Annotated in this window: 21 protein-coding genes and 1 tRNA gene; 8 read left to right on the forward strand and 14 right to left on the reverse strand. The window is 36.8% G+C overall.

What is annotated here, in order from left to right; genetic code table 11:
* The 3 genes from ABS766_RS12090 to ABS766_RS12100 all read left to right on the forward strand — a co-directional run.
* The coding region (locus ABS766_RS12090) for a glutamate--tRNA ligase (RefSeq protein ID WP_408085431.1) at positions 1-742 on the forward strand (742 nt) is incomplete at its 5' end.
* Between the two features lie 139 nt (positions 743-881).
* The gene (locus tag ABS766_RS12095; protein ID WP_408085432.1) at positions 882-1,874 is read left to right on the forward strand and encodes an SPFH domain-containing protein; all 993 of its coding nucleotides are present in this window, start codon (positions 882-884) and stop codon (positions 1,872-1,874) included.
* Between the two features lie 99 nt (positions 1,875-1,973).
* A complete protein-coding gene (locus ABS766_RS12100) occupies positions 1,974-2,264 on the forward strand; it encodes an EF-hand domain-containing protein (RefSeq protein WP_408085433.1) in 291 nt (96 codons plus the stop codon).
* A 57-nt stretch (positions 2,265-2,321) separates the two neighbouring features.
* Here the strand turns inward: ABS766_RS12100 and ABS766_RS12105 are convergent, their stop codons facing one another.
* The 4 genes from ABS766_RS12105 to ABS766_RS12120 all read right to left on the reverse strand — a co-directional run bounded on the left by ABS766_RS12105 (position 2,322) and on the right by ABS766_RS12120 (position 5,328).
* Positions 2,322-2,558, reverse strand: coding sequence for a DUF6327 family protein (locus ABS766_RS12105; protein WP_408085434.1), 237 nt, complete (start codon positions 2,556-2,558; stop codon positions 2,322-2,324).
* A gap of 9 nt (positions 2,559-2,567) precedes the next feature.
* Positions 2,568-2,924, reverse strand: a complete 357-nt coding sequence (locus ABS766_RS12110; RefSeq protein WP_408085435.1) for a competence protein — start codon at positions 2,922-2,924, stop codon at positions 2,568-2,570.
* A gap of 24 nt (positions 2,925-2,948) precedes the next feature.
* Positions 2,949-3,281, reverse strand: a complete 333-nt coding sequence (locus tag ABS766_RS12115) for a YtxH domain-containing protein (protein WP_408085436.1) — start codon at positions 3,279-3,281, stop codon at positions 2,949-2,951.
* 361 nt (positions 3,282-3,642) lie between these two features.
* Entirely contained in the window at positions 3,643-5,328 is a 1,686-nt protein-coding gene (locus ABS766_RS12120) for a glutamine--tRNA ligase/YqeY domain fusion protein (RefSeq protein ID WP_408085437.1), read from the reverse strand.
* A 153-nt stretch (positions 5,329-5,481) separates the two neighbouring features.
* On the opposite strand from ABS766_RS12120, the gene folB reads away from it, so the two are divergent.
* Positions 5,482-5,841, forward strand: a complete 360-nt coding sequence (gene folB, locus ABS766_RS12125) for a dihydroneopterin aldolase (protein ID WP_408085438.1) — start codon at positions 5,482-5,484, stop codon at positions 5,839-5,841.
* Positions 5,842-5,968: 127 nt separating this feature from the next.
* Positions 5,969-6,039: transfer RNA gene (locus tag ABS766_RS12130), tRNA-Cys, on the forward strand.
* A 40-nt stretch (positions 6,040-6,079) separates the two neighbouring features.
* Here the strand turns inward: ABS766_RS12130 and ABS766_RS12135 are convergent.
* The 4 genes from ABS766_RS12135 to rnr form a co-directional block, all read right to left on the reverse strand.
* Positions 6,080-6,757 (reverse strand): LysE family translocator, encoded by a 678-nt coding sequence (locus tag ABS766_RS12135; RefSeq protein ID WP_408085439.1) that lies wholly within the window; start codon positions 6,755-6,757, stop codon positions 6,080-6,082.
* A gap of 82 nt (positions 6,758-6,839) precedes the next feature.
* Complete coding sequence (locus ABS766_RS12140) at positions 6,840-7,490, reverse strand: GIN domain-containing protein (protein WP_408085440.1); 651 nt, start codon at positions 7,488-7,490, stop codon at positions 6,840-6,842.
* Positions 7,491-7,629: 139 nt separating this feature from the next.
* On the reverse strand, positions 7,630-8,301 hold the full coding sequence (locus tag ABS766_RS12145; protein WP_408085441.1) for a head GIN domain-containing protein: 672 nt from the start codon (positions 8,299-8,301) through the stop codon (positions 7,630-7,632).
* A gap of 79 nt (positions 8,302-8,380) precedes the next feature.
* Entirely contained in the window at positions 8,381-10,567 is a 2,187-nt protein-coding gene (gene rnr, locus ABS766_RS12150; RefSeq protein WP_408085442.1) for a ribonuclease R, read from the reverse strand.
* Between the two features lie 117 nt (positions 10,568-10,684).
* Between rnr and ABS766_RS12155 the strand changes: the two genes are divergently transcribed.
* Positions 10,685-10,912 carry a FliH/SctL family protein gene (locus tag ABS766_RS12155; protein ID WP_408085443.1) on the forward strand — a complete coding sequence of 76 codons (228 nt, stop codon included), beginning with the start codon at positions 10,685-10,687 and terminating at the stop codon, positions 10,910-10,912.
* Between the two features lie 593 nt (positions 10,913-11,505).
* Positions 11,506-11,934 (forward strand): ribose 5-phosphate isomerase B, encoded by a 429-nt coding sequence (rpiB, locus tag ABS766_RS12160; protein WP_408085444.1) that lies wholly within the window; start codon positions 11,506-11,508, stop codon positions 11,932-11,934.
* A gap of 106 nt (positions 11,935-12,040) precedes the next feature.
* Here rpiB and ABS766_RS12165 read toward each other — a convergent pair whose 3' ends face one another.
* Complete coding sequence (locus ABS766_RS12165; RefSeq protein WP_408085445.1) at positions 12,041-12,616, reverse strand: TMEM175 family protein; 576 nt, start codon at positions 12,614-12,616, stop codon at positions 12,041-12,043.
* Positions 12,617-12,833: 217 nt separating this feature from the next.
* Between ABS766_RS12165 and ABS766_RS12170 the strand changes: the two genes are divergently transcribed.
* The gene (locus ABS766_RS12170; protein ID WP_408085446.1) at positions 12,834-13,406 is read left to right on the forward strand and encodes a DUF4870 domain-containing protein; all 573 of its coding nucleotides are present in this window, start codon (positions 12,834-12,836) and stop codon (positions 13,404-13,406) included.
* 34 nt (positions 13,407-13,440) lie between these two features.
* On the opposite strand, the gene ABS766_RS12175 is transcribed toward ABS766_RS12170, so the two are convergent.
* The 5 genes from ABS766_RS12175 to ABS766_RS12195 all read right to left on the reverse strand — a co-directional run bounded on the left by ABS766_RS12175 (position 13,441) and on the right by ABS766_RS12195 (position 16,604).
* Positions 13,441-13,710, reverse strand: coding sequence for a type II toxin-antitoxin system RelE/ParE family toxin (locus tag ABS766_RS12175; RefSeq protein ID WP_408085447.1), 270 nt, complete (start codon positions 13,708-13,710; stop codon positions 13,441-13,443).
* Between the two features lie 27 nt (positions 13,711-13,737).
* A complete protein-coding gene (locus ABS766_RS12180; RefSeq protein ID WP_408085448.1) occupies positions 13,738-13,968 on the reverse strand; it encodes a hypothetical protein in 231 nt (76 codons plus the stop codon).
* A gap of 290 nt (positions 13,969-14,258) precedes the next feature.
* Positions 14,259-14,936 (reverse strand): hypothetical protein, encoded by a 678-nt coding sequence (locus ABS766_RS12185; protein WP_408085449.1) that lies wholly within the window; start codon positions 14,934-14,936, stop codon positions 14,259-14,261.
* Positions 14,936-15,943, reverse strand: coding sequence for a CBASS cGAMP-activated phospholipase (locus ABS766_RS12190; protein WP_408085450.1), 1,008 nt, complete (start codon positions 15,941-15,943; stop codon positions 14,936-14,938). The genes ABS766_RS12185 and ABS766_RS12190 overlap by 1 nt, the downstream gene beginning before the upstream one ends.
* Positions 15,936-16,604 carry a DUF4145 domain-containing protein gene (locus tag ABS766_RS12195; RefSeq protein ID WP_408085451.1) on the reverse strand — a complete coding sequence of 223 codons (669 nt, stop codon included), beginning with the start codon at positions 16,602-16,604 and terminating at the stop codon, positions 15,936-15,938. Before ABS766_RS12195 ends, ABS766_RS12190 begins: the two co-directional genes overlap by 8 nt.
* Between the last annotated feature and the right edge of the window lie 19 nt (positions 16,605-16,623).

Here is a 16,623-nt window from a genome sequence, read left to right on the forward strand (position 1 = left end):
TAACGGTAAGCTAAGCAAACGTGATGGCGATAAATTCGGGTTCCCGGTATTCCCGCTGCAGTGGAATGAAGACGGCACAAGTTCTATGGGTTACCGTGAAGAAGGTTACCTGCCCGAGGCAGTAGTAAACTACCTTGCACTACTGGGTTGGAACCCGGGTACTGATCAGGAGTTTTTTAGCCTGGATGAACTGGTGCAGCTATTTGATATAGAAAGGGTACACAAAGCCGGTGCAAAGTTTGACCCTGCCAAGATAAAATCGTTTAACCACCATTATTTCCAGTTACAGGATAATGCAGAAATTGCTAAAGCATTTTCATACACGCTATTAGAAAAAGGCATTAACAGGCCTGAAGAAGATGTTATAAAAATAGTAACACTGGTAAAAGAGCGTGCCAGTTTTGCAAATGAATTATGGGCGCAAAGTCATTTCTTTTTTGAAGCGCCAACAGCTTATGATGAAAAAGCTACCGGTAAACAGTGGAAAGAAGATACGGGAGCTATTTTAAAAGAAGCTGCTACAGTACTTGAAAATACGCTCGATTTTACATCTGCTAATACAGAAAGTGTTTTAAAGGCCTGGATTGCCGAAAAAGGTATTGGCATGGGTAAAGTTATGGCTCCGCTGCGTTTGAGCCTTGTAGGCGAATTAAGCGGCCCACATCTATTTGATATTATAGAACTGATAGGTAAGCAGGAAACTATTGACCGAATTAATAAAGCAGTTGACATTTTAGGATAATATGAGCCTCCCCCATCGGGAGGCTTTTTTGTAACATTTTTGCTCATTTAGCTACTAATAAGATGAAAGCAGGATTAGCCTGTTTATTAATTGCAATTAATGTATATTCACCAGAATATAAAATCAATCTTACAAAATCATGAATATAGGAGTAATTATTTTTTTAGTATTTGTGCTGTTTATTTTTCTTTCGTCGTTTTTTACGGTGAAACAGCAAACAGCCGTAATTATAGAGCGTTTTGGTAAATTTCATAGTATGCGCCAGGCCGGTTTGCACCTTAAAATTCCGCTTATTGATAAAGTAGCCGGACGTGTAAACCTTAAAATTACCCAGCTGGATGTAATTATAGAAACCAAAACCAAAGAAAACGTATTTGTAAAAATGAAGGTTTCGGTGCAGTTTAAAGTAATACAGGAAAATGTATATGATGCTTTTTATAAGCTGGAATATCCGCACGATCAGATTACCTCATACGTATTTGACGTAGTACGTGCCGAAGTACCTAAATTAAGGCTGGATGACGTTTTTGAGCGTAAAGATGACATTGCTATTGCTGTAAAACGCGAACTGAATGAAGCCATGACTACATATGGGTATGATATTATTAACACCCTAATAACCGATATAGACCCTGACCCGCAGGTTAAAAATGCCATGAACCGTATTAATGCTGCCGACAGGGAAAAAAGCGCTGCCGAATATGAAGCAGAAGCACAACGTATACGGATTGTAGCTAAAGCCAAAGCCGAAGCCGAAAGTAAAAGGTTACAGGGACAGGGTATTGCCGACCAGCGCCGTGAAATTGCACGTGGCCTTGTAGAAAGTGTAGATGTGCTTAACCGTGTAGGCATTAACAGCCAGGAAGCCTCTGCCCTTATTGTAGTAACACAACATTATGATACCTTACAGGCTATAGGAGCCGACACTAATTCTAACCTTATATTACTGCCAAACTCACCACAGGCAGGCAGCGATATGCTAAACAACATGGTAGCCTCGTTCACAGCCTCTAACCAAGTGGGTGAAGCTATGAAAAAGGCACAAAGGAAAAAGAAAGACAATGACGATTACAAACGCCCTGATTACCTGAATCAGATAGAAGATACTACTAACGATGACAAAGAAGAATAACTAGAAAAAGCTGCCAAATGGCAGCTTTTCTTTTTTAAGCAATCCGGTTAAACTAAACTATAAAAACTGTGTCTAACAAATAATATAATTATTTGAATTATGACAACAACGTTTTTTAAAATTATGGCAGCAGGATGTATACTTGCTGCTAGTCCGGCTTTTGCACAGGAGGATATGCCAGTGCAAAAAAGAACCCCAGAAAAGATGTTTGAAAAGCTGGATGCAGACGGTGATGGTAAAATAAGCATGGCAGAAGCTGAAAAGGCGCCCAAAGGCAGGCTTAAAGAAAACTTTGCAACTATTGATACCAACAAAGACACGTACCTGGATAAGGAAGAACTTAAAACATACCGCAAAGAGCGTATGGCCAAGCGAAAAAGCAATAAGTAAAAAAACAAAAGGCTGCCAAATTTGGTAGCCTTTTCTAATTCTAATTCTAATAAATAATTAAAATATCTTTTTAAACAAAAACGTTAATGCTGCGCTTTTTATAGGGCCGGAAAAGGCACCTAATATTTTAAATATTTTTTTGGGTGTATCTCCAATTATATTTTCAGGCTGCAGGCTTTCTTTGGTGTCATCAAAACTTTTTTGAAACTTAGCAAAAGCAAGGTCTCGCTCTACCCTGGCAATTTCAATTTCCCTTTCAATTTCGTTATACGATTTATATACAATATCTGACATTGCTAAGTATTACTTATATTCGTTAAAAAATTTCTTTGAAAACCTCATTATCATTGGCCTTTCTAATATTTTGCGCGCCCTTTTAAATGCAATAACAAATGCTATTACATAAATAAAGCCCACAATAGCAAAGCCATATGCAAAGTTATTAAGCCAATATCCTAACCCCATAGACACTGCCAGGGAAAAGAACAGTACCAAAAAACACAGTAATATGGCAAGAATAAAAACCCGGAATATGCTGCTTACAGCACGCACTGCAATTTTAAAACCCAAAAGCTTATAATAACGCACAGAGGCATCAATAAGGTTTTTGGTTTCGTTTTTTAAATCTTCAGCGCTATCTTTTATGTTTTCAAATGCCATATAGTAAGTTGTGGTATGTATATATTAGGCTTTTTCTGTAGCCTTATCTTTTGCAGCTTTTAAATCCTGAAGTTTCCTTTCAAGCGTTTCAATAATTTCATCCGCTTTACTGTCAACATTTGCCACTAAAGAATTCAGGCCGCTTTCAATGTCCTGTTTGGTATGGCCAAATTTGCTTTTTACAGTTTCTGTAAGCTCACTGATTTTATCTTTTATCTCGTCAGCTTTTGAGCCTACACCTTCTTTAATTTTTTTTCTTGTTTTGGTTCCTTCTTCGGGTGCAAATAATATCCCTATTGCAGCACCTACGGCAGCGCCTGTAATAATTGCTGCTATTGTTCCTGTTTTACCAGCCATAATTTATAAATTTTTATTAGTTAAGTACATTTATTTACTAGTTACTATAAAGGTACGCACATTTAAATGTAACCGTGTTAAGGTGTAGTTAATTGAAACCTAAAAATTATAAAAAATTAAAAATAACAGCTTATGCGGGATTTTTAAATGATAAGCCGGCTAATTATACCTATTTTTTATAAACTGCTACTCAGTGGCTTTAAAATACCCTGTTTTTAATAAATAAAAATTATAGATACTTAAATTTTAATAAAAATCATATATGATAGAAGTACTATATCAAAAAAATAAAAGTAATAAAAAATACCTATAAAAAAGGCTCCTTTTTATTTAGGAGCCTTTACAATATATTTTATTAGAATTATTCTTTATGTTCAATTTTTGCCCAGGTGTCGCGCAGGCCTACTGTTTTATTAAATACCAGTTGCTCTGCATTGGTATCTTTATCTACACAAAAATAGCCCAGCCTCTGGAACTGGAACCGCTCCCCTGCTTCGGCACTTTTAAGCGACGGCTCTAAATAGCCGTTTATTATGTGAAGCGAATCAGGGTTAATATACTCTTTAAAATCTACCTCTTTATCGCCATCAGGGTTTTCATGAGAAAATAGCCTGTCGTATATCCTTACTTCTGCCTTAACCGCGTGTGGAACCGATACCCAGTGCAAAGTACCTTTTACTTTACGCATACTGGCTTCGGTACCGCTGCCGCTTTTACTATCAGGGTCATATGTAGCATGTATTTCAAGTATATTACCGGCTTCATCTTTTACAACACCCTCCCCTTTTATAATATAAGCATTTTTAAGGCGCACTTCTTTACCTATAGAAAGCCTGAAAAATTTGCTGTTGGCGCTTTCTTTAAAATCTTCCTGCTCTATATACAATTCGCGGCTAAAAGGCACTTCACGAAAACCAGCTGATTCATCTTCGGGGTTATTTTCTGCTTCCAGCCATTCCTCCTGCCCTTCGGGGTAATTGGTAATTATCAGCTTTACAGGATCTAAAACTGCCATAACGCGCGGTGCGGTTTTGTTAAGTTCTTCGCGCACGCAAAACTCCAGCACGCTAACATCTACCAGGTTGGTACGTTTGGCAATACCAATAGTATCGGCAAAACTGCGGATAGCCATAGGCGGGTATCCCCTGCGACGCATACCACTAATAGTACTCATGCGTGGGTCATCCCACCCGGTAACATATTTTTCCTGCACCAACTGTAATAATTTACGTTTACTTACCACAGTATGGCTAAGGTTACGGCGGGCAAATTCGCGCTGTTTAGGGCGTGTTTTGCCTTCAGTATATACCTGGTCTAAAAACCAGTCATAAAGTTCCCTGTGCATCATAAATTCAAGCGTACAAAGCGAATGCGAAACTCCTTCAAGGTAATCGCTCTCACCATGCGCCCAGTCATACATTGGATATATGTGCCACTTATTACCAGTGCGGTGGTGGGGTTTGTTTATTATACGGTACATAATAGGATCGCGCATCAGCATATTGCTGCTGGACATATCTATTTTGGCACGCAAAACGTGTGTACCTTCGGCAAATTTGCCATTTTTCATTCCTTCAAACAACGCAAGGTTTTCTTCTACAGAGCGGTTTCTATAAGGGCTATCAGTACCCGGTGTAGAAGGCGTGCCTTTTTGCTTTGCCATGTCTTCAGAGCTCTGGCTGTCTATATAAGCTATGCCCCTTTTTATAAATGCTACAGCCCAGTCATACAACTCCTGAAAATAATCAGATGCATATAATTCCTTATCCCAGGTATATCCCAGCCACTCTATATCGCGTTTAATGGCATCTACATACTCCTGCTCTTCTTTGGCAGGGTTCGTATCATCAAAACGAAGGTTTACGGGTGCGTTATAGCGCAGGCCAAGCCCAAAATTGAGGCAGATGGAACTGGCATGGCCCACATGCAGGTAGCCATTGGGCTCCGGAGGGAAACGAAAACGGAGTCCTTCTTTCGGGAAACCTTTTGAAAGGTCTTCTTCTATTATCTGTTCTATAAAATTTAATGAGCGCTCTTCAGTTAACATAGCTTATAATTGTAAGATTGCAAAGGTAATAATTAGTGGCAAAGTTACAGGGCTACAATAGGGCAAAGTTTAAGTGGGACTGATAATAATTATTAACGTTTAGAACTTAAAAAGTGCGCCTCTTTGTATATTTGTTACTCACAAACTTAATACATGGGAGTAATAAAACTTAAAAATATACGCACTTTTTCTTACCACGGCTGCCTGGTTGAAGAAAGTAAAATTGGTAGTGATTATGTTATAAACCTTGAGGTGAAAACCGATTTGCGTAAGGCTAAAGAAACAGATGAACTGGCCGATACTGTTGATTATGTTCACCTGAACAGGATTGTAACAGAAGAAATGGCTATACGCTCTAAATTACTGGAGCATGTAGGGCAACGCATTGTAAAGCGTATTTTTGGCGAGCTGCCAGCTGTTTCCAGAATAAAAGTAGCAGTGTCTAAAATAAATCCCCCTATTGGTGGCGATGTTGAGGCAGTTACCATTGAAATTGAAGAATACAGGGCATAAATTTCTGTCTGAAATTCTTAATTATGGATTTTTAACTAAAAACTTTTGCAAGAAAATATACAGATAGGATTATTTAATTATGCATACATTTGAAAAAATGTGTACATTTGCCATCCAAATAAACACTGGCATCTTGGCCGAGCGGCTAGGCACAGGTCTGCAAAACCTGCTACAGCGGTTCGAATCCGCTAGATGCCTCAACAAAAAACTCCTTTATTACAAAGGAGTTTTTTTATTTTTAATGGGTAGTTTCTATCTGGTGAAGGGTTTCTTCCATCCTTTTTGGGAACCAGCCCTGTATTAAAAGGGCAATGCCAAATACCATGAGTATAATGCTTATTCCCTGTTTTATTTTTACAATATTAGTCATGGTAAGTTTGCTGCGTAATTGTTTGGCAAGTAATATTTTACCAATATCAATTATAAAATAGCTTACTATAAGCGAACTGAAAAAAACCAGTATACGGTCTGGCTGCATATTAAGTTGCGGACCCCAAGTTATTATAATAGCAAGCCAAAAACCTAATACTCCAACATTAATAAAATTTAAAAGAAAGCCTTTAACAAAAAGACTTACAATATCTTTTCTTAAAATGTCTTTACTGCTTTGGTCTATAATCTGGTTTTTAGAAGAACGGTTTATCTTGAAAAAAGAAATGATGCCATAGGTTAGCATAATAAGCCCGCCAAATATAAATAGCGCGGGGTCATCTTTTATAGTGCTTAAAAGGCGATAACTGCTAAAATAGGCTATTAGTATAAAAATAATATCAGATGATATAGCGCCAAGATCAAAAGCTATGGCAGCTTTTATGCCCTTTACTACACTGGTTTCTAATAATACAAAGAAAACCGCTCCGGGCATAATACTAAGAAAGAAACCTAAGGGTATAGCGCTTAAAATATCCTGAAACATTAAACCTTTTTAATGATGCAAGTTACCATTAATTATTGTATTTATAAAAAAAGCATACTTAAACTGTGCTTTTAATTATTATTTATTTAACAATAGTTATCTCGGCATCCTCCCCTTTTGACTGTTTTACTTTGCCTGGGTTACCATAAATGGTTAGTGCAGCATCAGAATTTACTGTGGCATCTACTGTATTTTTTACTGTAATAGCTGCCCCAGCATCAGATGATAGAGTAATAATGGTATCCTGGGTTTCAAGTTCTTTTGCGTTAAGCACAGCATCCGAAGAGTAGTTCGCTACGTGTCTTTTTGCTTTACCGATAAGGGTTACAACAGCATCAGAATTTGCAGTAGTATTCAGGGTTTTTACATTAACAGCAAGTGTTACAATGGCATCAGAGGCGGCAGTAAGGTTCAGGCTATTGCTTTTTATCTCGTCATTACAGCTAAAATTACTATCGGGTGCAACGGTTATGTTTTCCAGGTCTTCGGTATAATAAACTGTAGCAGTACCATCACCGTTAAGGGTAAGTGACTCTCCGTTATCAACTACCTGCAGTTCATCATTATCATCATCGGCATCATTAATTACTACTTTATTTTGGTTAGATTTTATCATTGTAATATTCATATCCGGACCTACCGAAATACTTTTAAATGGTTTTATACCAATAGTTTGCTGGGCATTTATTAAACAAAATGCTGCCAATGCTGCTGCTGTAAAAAGTGTTTTCATAAAATTTTAATTTAAGTTATTATAGTGAATATTTATACTAAAGACATGCTTGATTATTATAATGTTACACTTTTTAAAAAAATAACCCCACAAGTAAAAACTTATGGGGTTACGTTATAATAGATAAATCTCTATTCTGTTACATAACATCTATACTGCCACCGGCAAAACTGTTTTTATTAACCTGTTTTGGGTTGCCATAAATATCAATATCACCTCCTGCACGGGTTTTAGCATCTGCAAAATCTGTAGCATATACATCGGCTTCGCCACCAGCGCTCAGGGTAACTTCTGTTTGTTTAGTTATGAGGTTTTTACCTTTAAAAATAGCACCGGATGTCATTTTAAGGTCATGATAATCAGCCGTACCACTTATTTCTAAAATACCACCGGAATTTGCCTTTGTTTTAAGCTTATCAACATCCAGTTTTAATTTTATCTGGGCGCCTTCTTTTGCGTTAAGCTCAAAAGCAGTAGCAGTAAAAGTATCTGCAGAACCTACATAAGCACCTTCACTGGCTTCTACGTTGTCTATACGCCCGGTATAATATATAGTAGCCTCAATATCTTCTCCCTGAAGGAGTTTAGAAAATTTCATGCGTATTTTAAGGTCGCTGTTTTTTATTACAACCTCTACCTCGCCGGCCCTGTCGCCCTTAATAACCACTTTGTTTTCGGTAGATTTTACAAGGGTAACATGTATCATATCAAAAGCCCTTACGGCTGTAAAATCGCCCAGGTTTTGTGTTACCTGTGAAAAAGATAACAGGCTGAAAAAGCATAAAAATGCTGTAAAAACTAATTTTTTCATGTTATAAATTTTTAACTTAATACAATCAGGTTGCTCTACTTAAAGACGGCACCACTAGCTATTTGTTACAGTATAAATATTATTCATTTTTTCTCAGATAAGTAAAGTCCAGCTGCTTTTTAACCAGGTCGGCATTTTTAACTTTTACATACACTTCATCACCCAGCTGTATGATGTTATGGGTTACCTCCCCTACCAGTGCATATTGTTTTTCGTCAAAAATGTAATAATCTTCTTTAATTTCCCTTATGCGGCACATTCCTTCGCATTTATTCTCTACAATTTCCACATAAATACCCCATTCGGTTACGCCAGATACCACGCCCAAAAACTCCTGGTCTTTGTGATCTAACATGTACTTAACCTGCATGTATTTAATACTGTCCCGTTCTGCATTGGCAGCCAGGCTCTCCATACTGCTGGAGTGCTGGCACATTTCTTCATATTTCTCTTCATCGGCCGATTTTCCACCATCAAGGTAATGCTGTAACAGCCTGTGCGCCATAACATCCGGGTAACGGCGTATGGGCGATGTAAAATGAGAATAATAATCAAATGCCAGGCCATAATGCCCTATATTCTGGGTGCTGTACTTGGCTTTGCTCATAGTACGTATTGCCAGTGTATCTACAAGGTTTTGCTCTTTTTTGCCCTGTACCTCTCCAAGCAGGTTGTTTAAAGATTTTGAAATAGTATCTTTTGACTTAAAATTAATGCTGTACCCAAATTTTGAAATTACAGTTTGCAGGTTAATCAGCTTATCTTCATCCGGCTCGTCATGTATACGGTATACAAATGTTTTTTCAGGCTTTTGTTTTCCTATAAATTCTGCCACCTTACGGTTGGCCAAAAGCATAAATTCTTCTATAAGATGGTTGGCATCTTTAGCTATTTTAAAATATACCCCGGTAGGTTCATCATTTTCATTAAGATGAAATTTTACTTCTACCTTATCAAACGATATGGCACCCTTAGCCATACGCTTGCGGCGTAAAATTTTAGCCAGCTCATTAAGTTTTAAAGTAGCTTCTTTTACAGGTTCACTAACAGTGTATGCTTCATCGGTTAAAGAAGTTTCAGCAGGTATAGTATTGCCTTTGGTTTCTATAATATGCTGTGCTTCTTCATAAGCAAAACGCTGGTCGCTATAAATAACGGTACGCCCAAACCATTGGTTTACCACTTCTGCCTTATTATTAAGTTCAAATACGGCAGAAAAAGTATATTTTTCTTCATGAGGCCTTAAAGAACACGCAAAATTACTCAGTACTTCCGGCAGCATGGGCACTACCCTGTCTACGAGGTATACTGATGTGGCCCTGTTGTAGGCTTCGGCATCAAGCGGGGTACCTTCCTGTAGGTAATGCGATACATCGGCTATGTGTACGCCTACTTCATAATTGCCATTTTCAAGTTGCTGGAAAGAAAGGGCATCATCAAAATCTTTTGCATCCTTAGGGTCTATGGTAAATGTCAACACATTACGCATATCCCTCCTGCGGGCAATTTCTTCGGGGTGTATTTCAGTATCAATATTTTGTGCAAATATCTCTACATCAGCAGGAAAATCAGAGGGTAATCCATACTCTGCAAGTATGGCATGCATTTCGGTATTATGTTCGCCCGGTTTACCCAGTACTTTTATTACCTCACCAAAAGGGCTGTCAGCCTTTTCGGGCCAGTCTACCATTTTAACCAGTACCACATCGCCATGCTCTGCCTCACCTAATTTATTTTTTGGTATAAAAATATCGGTATACATTTTGGCATTGGCGGTGCTTACAAATGCAAAATTCTTTTGCACGTCTATAACACCTACAAATTCAGTTTTAGAGCGTTCCAGTATTTCAACCACTTCACCTTCGGGCCTGCGCCCTTTCCTTCGGTTATAAATATATACCTTAACCTTATCATTATCAAGTGCTTTGTTAAGGTTATTGGTAGGTATAAAAACATCATCTTCAAGGTCGGGAGAAACAAAATAAGCCGTTTTACGGCTGGTCATATCAATAGTACCTTCTATATAATCGGCTTTACTTATCACACGGTATTTTCCCCTTTCGGTTTCTTCTACACGTTCCTGGGAGGCTAGAATTTTCAGTTCTTTAATTATTTCGTTACGGCTTTTTGTATCGTTAAGCTGTAATGCAGCAGCTATCTGCTTGTAATTAAATGCTTTATTTGGGTCTTTAGCGAGTATCTTGTAAATTTTACCTGAAAAATCTTTTTCTTTTTTAGCTGACGGTTTTCCGTTCTTTTTATTCATACAATTATTTAAATATGCCTGAAAATTACAAATAACTAAGAGAAATGTAACCCTGTTTAATGAAATAATAACGTTTTAATCAGTATTTTTATACAGATAATACTCAAACAAAGGGTTATGAAACATTTTGTTACCGCTGCAAGCTATAACCACCATCATGAAACTATTATAATACGCCACTTATTAACCGATGCCGGATTGAACTTTTATTTTGAAAACGAAATTATGGCTTCCCTCTACCCCGGCCCTCAATCTATCCGCCTCAAAGTTCACCCAAACGACCTAGATACCGTAACAGCGATACTGAACAGTTTTAATGAAGGCAGCCACCTGAAAATTGTTTAACAAACGAAAAGGTTTTCAACAACTATTATAAAAACAAAAAAAGAAGATTTTTAAAATAATTTTTTTTGATGGTTATTATGGTTTGTTAATTGCAGGGATAACTTTTAGACAGAATATTGTTTTTATAAGTTATATAAAATTATACATTGTTTTAAACAATGTTAACTTAATGTAAATTAATAAAAATGAATGTTTTATAATAATGATTAACTAACTTATCAACCATTGTTAATATCAGTTTTTATGGTGAAAACCTTAATAAATACCTTTATAAATTAGTGTTAATATCCCTGTTAAAAGTGCTGATAAATTCCCCATAAATAAAGTTAGTTTTCACAGCAATGTTAGGAAAAAGTTACTACTATAAAAATATGTTAAGTAAACGTAAATTTTTTTACTTTTTTAGTGGGTAAATTATTAACACAAACTGTGTATAACAACCCCCCTCGTTTTCAGTATGTTTTGAAATTTATCAACAACAACCCACACTCTAAAAAATATCAGTATATTATATGCAGCCCTTTTGCACTTTTATAAGTGTTTACTAATACTTTTTGGTAAATTTGTACCAGCAACATAACAAAACATTATATATGACTATATCTATAGGGAATGACCATGCAGGCCCCGATTATAAAAAAGCTATTGTAAAGCATCTGGAAGAAAAAGGCTTTACAGTTATTAACCATGGTACCGATACTTTTGACAGTGTAGATTATCCGGACTTTGGGCACCCTGTAGCCACTGATGTAGAACAGGGCAAGGCCGATTTTGGTATACTGATTTGCGGTAGCGGTAATGGTGTAGCCATGGCGGCCAATAAACACAAAGGCATACGGGCAGCATTGGCCTGGACGGTAGAAATTTCGGCGCTAACGCGCCGGCATAACAATGCTAATATTTTATGCATTCCGGCCCGGTATACTGCCATACCACAAGCTGTTGAAATGGTAGACGCATTTTTAAATACTGATTTTGAAGGCGGAAGGCACCAAAACCGTATTGATAAAATTCCGTGTTAATTCAGGATAAAATATAATAAATGAGCACCGGGTTTATGCCCGGTGTTTTTATTTTAGAGCATTTGTAGTTAATGTAAACCCTGCCCCCTGCCCTGTTTGGTAATTGTTATTCTTTTACTTCGTGTTCAATGCGTTTATCCGGTATAAGCCACATCAGTGCTACTGCAATATACAGCGCGCCTGCAATGTAGGTGCTTATCCAGCAGGAGGCAATACCTATAGCATATAATAAGGGGGATAATTTGCCTTTTATATCTTTACCCACGGCCTTGGCAAGTAAAGAATCTTCGCCCTGGCTTTTAATAATGGTACGCTGCAACATGTTGTAGGCCACGCCCGACATAAGCAGTATAAACCCATATATTGCCATAGGCTGTGTTTCAAAATGGTTTTCGCCCATCCAGGCGGTTACAAACGGCACAAGCGACAGCCAGAACAGCAAGTGCAGGTTGGCCCACAATATGGCGCCCCGTACGTATTTTACGGTATGCATCATGTGGTGGTGGTTGTTCCAGTAAATGCCCAGGTAAATAAAACTAAGCACATAGCTTAAAAAAGCCGGGAGGGTGGGCAGCAAATCTTTAAACGTGCTACCGTGCGGCACTTTAAGTTCCAGTACCATAATGGTGATGATGATAGCCAGCACCCCATCGCTGAATGCTTCTGTCCTGCCTCTTTGCATTATTTTTTGGTTTAAAAAGCTAAAAATAGCAAAAAATCGGTTTGATTTAACATGGTGGATTTCCTCCTTAAATTTGGTGACTGATTTTAAATTCCGGATAAAAATGCCTTAATTTACAGTGCTTTGACACAAATGCCGTAAAAATGCCGCCCTAAAACCGTTATAACCGGCAGGGGTGCCGGGGTAATTTTGTCCCTGAACTTTAAATCAAATCATTATGAAAGCAATTGGTAAAAAAATTTCAGAAATCAGGAAACAAAAAGGGTTAACCCAAGAAGAAGTTTCCGAAACGGCAAACATTAACCTGCGTACCCTGCAACGTATAGAAAAGGGCGAAACCGAACCCCGAGGCAACTCCTTACAGGGCATTTGCGCCGCACTGGGCGTTAATATAGAAGACCTGGTAGATTATGGTAAGGTTGAGGACAAAAGTTACCTGATGTTCCTGCACCTATCGGTAATGAGCTTTTGCGTGATACCCCTGGGCAATATTATACTCCCACTGATATTATGGCTCAACAAGCGCGACAAAATACTTCAGGTACAAAAACAGGGCGCCAACATTATTAACTTCCAGATATGGTACACCATAATTACCACCACGCTGTTAATGGTAACGGTTTTTAGCATGATTATGCATTTTGAATTCCCTGTACCGTTTGAAGGTGTGTTGCTAAGCCTGCTGGTACTGGGCATTTTAAATTTTCTGTACCCTGTTATTGCCGCCATACGCATTAATAAAGGCAAAGCCACACGCTTATACCCGGATCTTATCCGTATTGTGCGGTAGGGTTTAGCAGGAGTTATAGAGTACGCTTAATTTTTTAAGGATTTTGGCGGGTATCAAAAATATCTGCAATTTTGATAAGTCTATTGACTGAATCTACAGCATAAATTATTTTATAATTGTAGCAGATAAAATATCTATATTCAATTTCGCGGTCTAATAATAGTTTTTCTAAAGGGTAGGTAAGCGGATCTATCAGGAGTTTATTTGTTTCAGAAATTATTTGCCCAATTATTTTTACAGCAATATTAGTGCCAGCGTTTTTCAGTGTAATAGTTAAATATACTGTCCAGTTCGCTTTCGGCAAAATCTGACCAGATTATGGTATAAACCATTACCTGTATTTTTCTAAAAGTTGGGCACTGGTTTTATACCTTCCACTTTTAAAATCATCTTCAGATTTGCTAATACGGGTGTTGAGTTCAGTAACCGTCATAGGCTCAGGAGAATCATTGTTTTCAGATTTCTTTTGTTTAAGCAGGTTTTCAAGAAGGGTAATAACTTCCTCGCTTTGTAGCTTAACAAACTCCTGTATAAATTCTAATTTTCTGGCCTGCAAATCCATAGGGTAATTATTATTATATCAAAGATACAAATAATTTATTGCAAATTACAAACCACGCGGCACGCGTGGTTTTGTTGTATTATTTTGGGCACAAGCAAGGATGCTCGCGCCAGCGGAGGAAACGTAGTGTAGTCGAGACACCGAAGGTTGAACGATGTTAAATCACTGAAATATAGATTCCTACGTTTCGCTGCGCTACAGTCGGAATGGAAATACTGTTGCTTTTTCTGCTGGCGAGTGTCACACTCGTGCCGTGTTTTAAGAGTATAAAATATGTAAGCAATATAGTTTTATAAAGAATTTCGATTTATAAAATTTAATATACCATCTAACATAGTTTCAACTTGATCTTTTGTGTATTCTGTATACAAACCATGGGCTGCTTTATTTCTTAAATCTAACCAAGCAGTAACACTTTTTTGGTCAAGTCTATTGTAGACACCAGCATTTGACAATTCGGAATTTATTGTATCGGCCGTTTTTTGAAGTAATTTTCCCGTTTTATCATTGTCTACAGTGATTCCATTTTTTCTGCATAATTGTCTCAGATGTTCTTCTAAAACACTTCCAATTATTACAGCTGCAGGGTCTTTGTAATTTTGTTTTAATAAATATTCAGCGGTTTCTATAAAATCCGTAAATATTTCAGCAGTAATTAAGCTTTTAATCGTTATTAGCCAACCTTTTTCAATTTCTGTTTTTATAGAACTTAATATTCCCCTCCCAGCTTCGACATATGAAGGCCTCGGACCCTTAACTTTTGAAAGGAATATTGTATAATATGGATGATTATCCCCATATATATTTATTATAAAAGATAATGAAGCACTTTCAAAATTGTTATAAGTTTCAGAATCAACCCAACTAGTTATAGTTAGATCCTCTACATAATATTCAGTGGCTAATGCTTTATTTGATAAATCAATTAAATAATTAACCCTATCAAGGATTTGCTTATCAACATTCATTATGAATTTTTGGTTTTATAAGTTTTTTTATTTTCGAAAAATGGTTTAAGATCTGCTTTAAGAGCATGGTACTTATCATTACCATATTGTCTTAGTAGCAGCAAAGATTTTTTATTAGCTTTATCCAGCTGTATCAATTTAGAATGGGTAGCATCTTTTATCTCACCATCAATTCTAAGGTATTTTAAGTTAGACGTTGATTTTGACAATGAAGTTAAAAAAATATGTGCAAATTCGCTCTGACCTGTTAATGATGTACTGAAAAGACGTGATTTCCATCCAATAAATGAACGTCTTCGTCGTGATAGAGGTTCCCTTTTTTCACTCACATTCATACTAGAGATTGACAGAAGCTGAATATCAGAATAGAGTTTGTCTTTTCCAACAAAATGCCATGTAGCTTCTGTATATCCAACTAATGAAGGATTATTAGCCCAAACACCACCGTCAATATATTGTCTACTTTCATGGAGTTTAATTTCGGCTATCGGGAAATAAGTTGGTGCGGCTGAGGTTGCTAATGCGACATCTACCATTAATAAATCATTATCTCTACTTAAATTACCTTCACGGTGGTCATATTTAAATATTTCATACGTACCATGCGTTAAATCAAATGTAGGTATACATAGTAAACATTTACTATCACCAATTTTATTGGTCTTTAAAATCGCTTCTAAAGCTTTTCTTAATTTTCTATCAGAATATTTTCCCCAAAAAAGAGTTTGTTTAAGCACCGGTAAAAACCTGGACCACCAAAATATTTTAGGACCATGATTATTATAAAAATCACAAATTTCACTAGTAGGTATACCTGCGGAAAGGGCTAAAGCAATTAGACCTCCAGTTGAAGTACCGCAAATTAAATCAAAGTAATCGACTATTCTTACTTTATCGTCATTGGTATCCTTAATTAATTGTTCTTCAATTTTTTTTAATATAGTGGCAGAATAAAGGCCCTTAATTCCACCCCCGTCTATAGATAAAATTTTAAAGGACTTATTCATCTGACTTTTTATCTCGGCTTTCTATTGCTTTTCTCGCACTTTCAGGGATATAATCCACATAAAACTCTTGTACTCTTTTAGGCTGAGTTATCAATACATCTGAGATTATGTTTATAAATCCAAATAAAGCATAAGCAATTTCAGTTTTATCATTAAAATTTATACTCCCCGGATGGACAGCATTATTTCCAATTACTCTAACACTATCTAACGCTTGTTGCATAGTTGGAGGTAGTCCTTTCTTAACTAGATTTTCAATATCTTCATTAATATTCTTCCCTTTTTCCCCTAAATGAACACAAAGTTTTTGTATTGCCAGCCTTAAAAGTGCAGCAGCACCGCGAGGAGATATGTTCACAATATTCATGGCTTCACTATAATCATTTTTGATGTCTTCTGGTAAATCAGGATTAGGCATTTCAACGTTTCCTGTTAATGGATATACCATTTTATCAACTATCCACATAGAGATATTATTGCAATGTGCACATTTGGCAATATAGCTTTTGTTTAACTTAAATGATGCTGGTGTTAGCTGACCATTTGGAAGAAATTGTTTATATTGACATCGAATATCATTGGACCAAGTCTGCAATGATAATACGCCACAATGAGAACAATGAAAGGAAGGCTTATTTAATTCAGGTTGTATATATTTCATTTTTGATATTAATTGTTTG

It is taken from the genome of Flavobacterium rhizosphaerae (assembly GCF_046000445.1).
Lineage (GTDB): Bacteria > Bacteroidota > Bacteroidia > Flavobacteriales > Flavobacteriaceae > Flavobacterium > Flavobacterium rhizosphaerae.

What these genes read in the sequence shown, in the direction of transcription:
- ABS766_RS12095 (WP_408085432.1), top strand. Translation starts at nt 882, where the DNA reads ATGAATATAGGAGTAATTATTTTTTTAGTATTTGTGCTGTTTATTTTT.
- ABS766_RS12100 (WP_408085433.1), top strand. Translation starts at nt 1,974, where the DNA reads ATGACAACAACGTTTTTTAAAATTATGGCAGCAGGATGTATACTTGCT.
- ABS766_RS12105 (WP_408085434.1), bottom strand. Translation starts at nt 2,558, where the DNA reads ATGTCAGATATTGTATATAAATCGTATAACGAAATTGAAAGGGAAATT.
- ABS766_RS12110 (WP_408085435.1), bottom strand. Translation starts at nt 2,924, where the DNA reads ATGGCATTTGAAAACATAAAAGATAGCGCTGAAGATTTAAAAAACGAA.
- ABS766_RS12115 (WP_408085436.1), bottom strand. Translation starts at nt 3,281, where the DNA reads ATGGCTGGTAAAACAGGAACAATAGCAGCAATTATTACAGGCGCTGCC.
- ABS766_RS12120 (WP_408085437.1), bottom strand. Translation starts at nt 5,328, where the DNA reads ATGTTAACTGAAGAGCGCTCATTAAATTTTATAGAACAGATAATAGAA.
- folB (WP_408085438.1), top strand. Translation starts at nt 5,482, where the DNA reads ATGGGAGTAATAAAACTTAAAAATATACGCACTTTTTCTTACCACGGC.
- ABS766_RS12135 (WP_408085439.1), bottom strand. Translation starts at nt 6,757, where the DNA reads ATGTTTCAGGATATTTTAAGCGCTATACCCTTAGGTTTCTTTCTTAGT.
- ABS766_RS12140 (WP_408085440.1), bottom strand. Translation starts at nt 7,490, where the DNA reads ATGAAAACACTTTTTACAGCAGCAGCATTGGCAGCATTTTGTTTAATA.
- ABS766_RS12145 (WP_408085441.1), bottom strand. Translation starts at nt 8,301, where the DNA reads ATGAAAAAATTAGTTTTTACAGCATTTTTATGCTTTTTCAGCCTGTTA.
- rnr (WP_408085442.1), bottom strand. Translation starts at nt 10,567, where the DNA reads ATGAATAAAAAGAACGGAAAACCGTCAGCTAAAAAAGAAAAAGATTTT.
- ABS766_RS12155 (WP_408085443.1), top strand. Translation starts at nt 10,685, where the DNA reads ATGAAACATTTTGTTACCGCTGCAAGCTATAACCACCATCATGAAACT.
- rpiB (WP_408085444.1), top strand. Translation starts at nt 11,506, where the DNA reads ATGACTATATCTATAGGGAATGACCATGCAGGCCCCGATTATAAAAAA.
- ABS766_RS12165 (WP_408085445.1), bottom strand. Translation starts at nt 12,616, where the DNA reads ATGCAAAGAGGCAGGACAGAAGCATTCAGCGATGGGGTGCTGGCTATC.
- ABS766_RS12170 (WP_408085446.1), top strand. Translation starts at nt 12,834, where the DNA reads ATGAAAGCAATTGGTAAAAAAATTTCAGAAATCAGGAAACAAAAAGGG.
- ABS766_RS12180 (WP_408085448.1), bottom strand. Translation starts at nt 13,968, where the DNA reads ATGGATTTGCAGGCCAGAAAATTAGAATTTATACAGGAGTTTGTTAAG.
- ABS766_RS12185 (WP_408085449.1), bottom strand. Translation starts at nt 14,936, where the DNA reads ATGAATGTTGATAAGCAAATCCTTGATAGGGTTAATTATTTAATTGAT.
- ABS766_RS12190 (WP_408085450.1), bottom strand. Translation starts at nt 15,943, where the DNA reads ATGAATAAGTCCTTTAAAATTTTATCTATAGACGGGGGTGGAATTAAG.
- ABS766_RS12195 (WP_408085451.1), bottom strand. Translation starts at nt 16,604, where the DNA reads ATGAAATATATACAACCTGAATTAAATAAGCCTTCCTTTCATTGTTCT.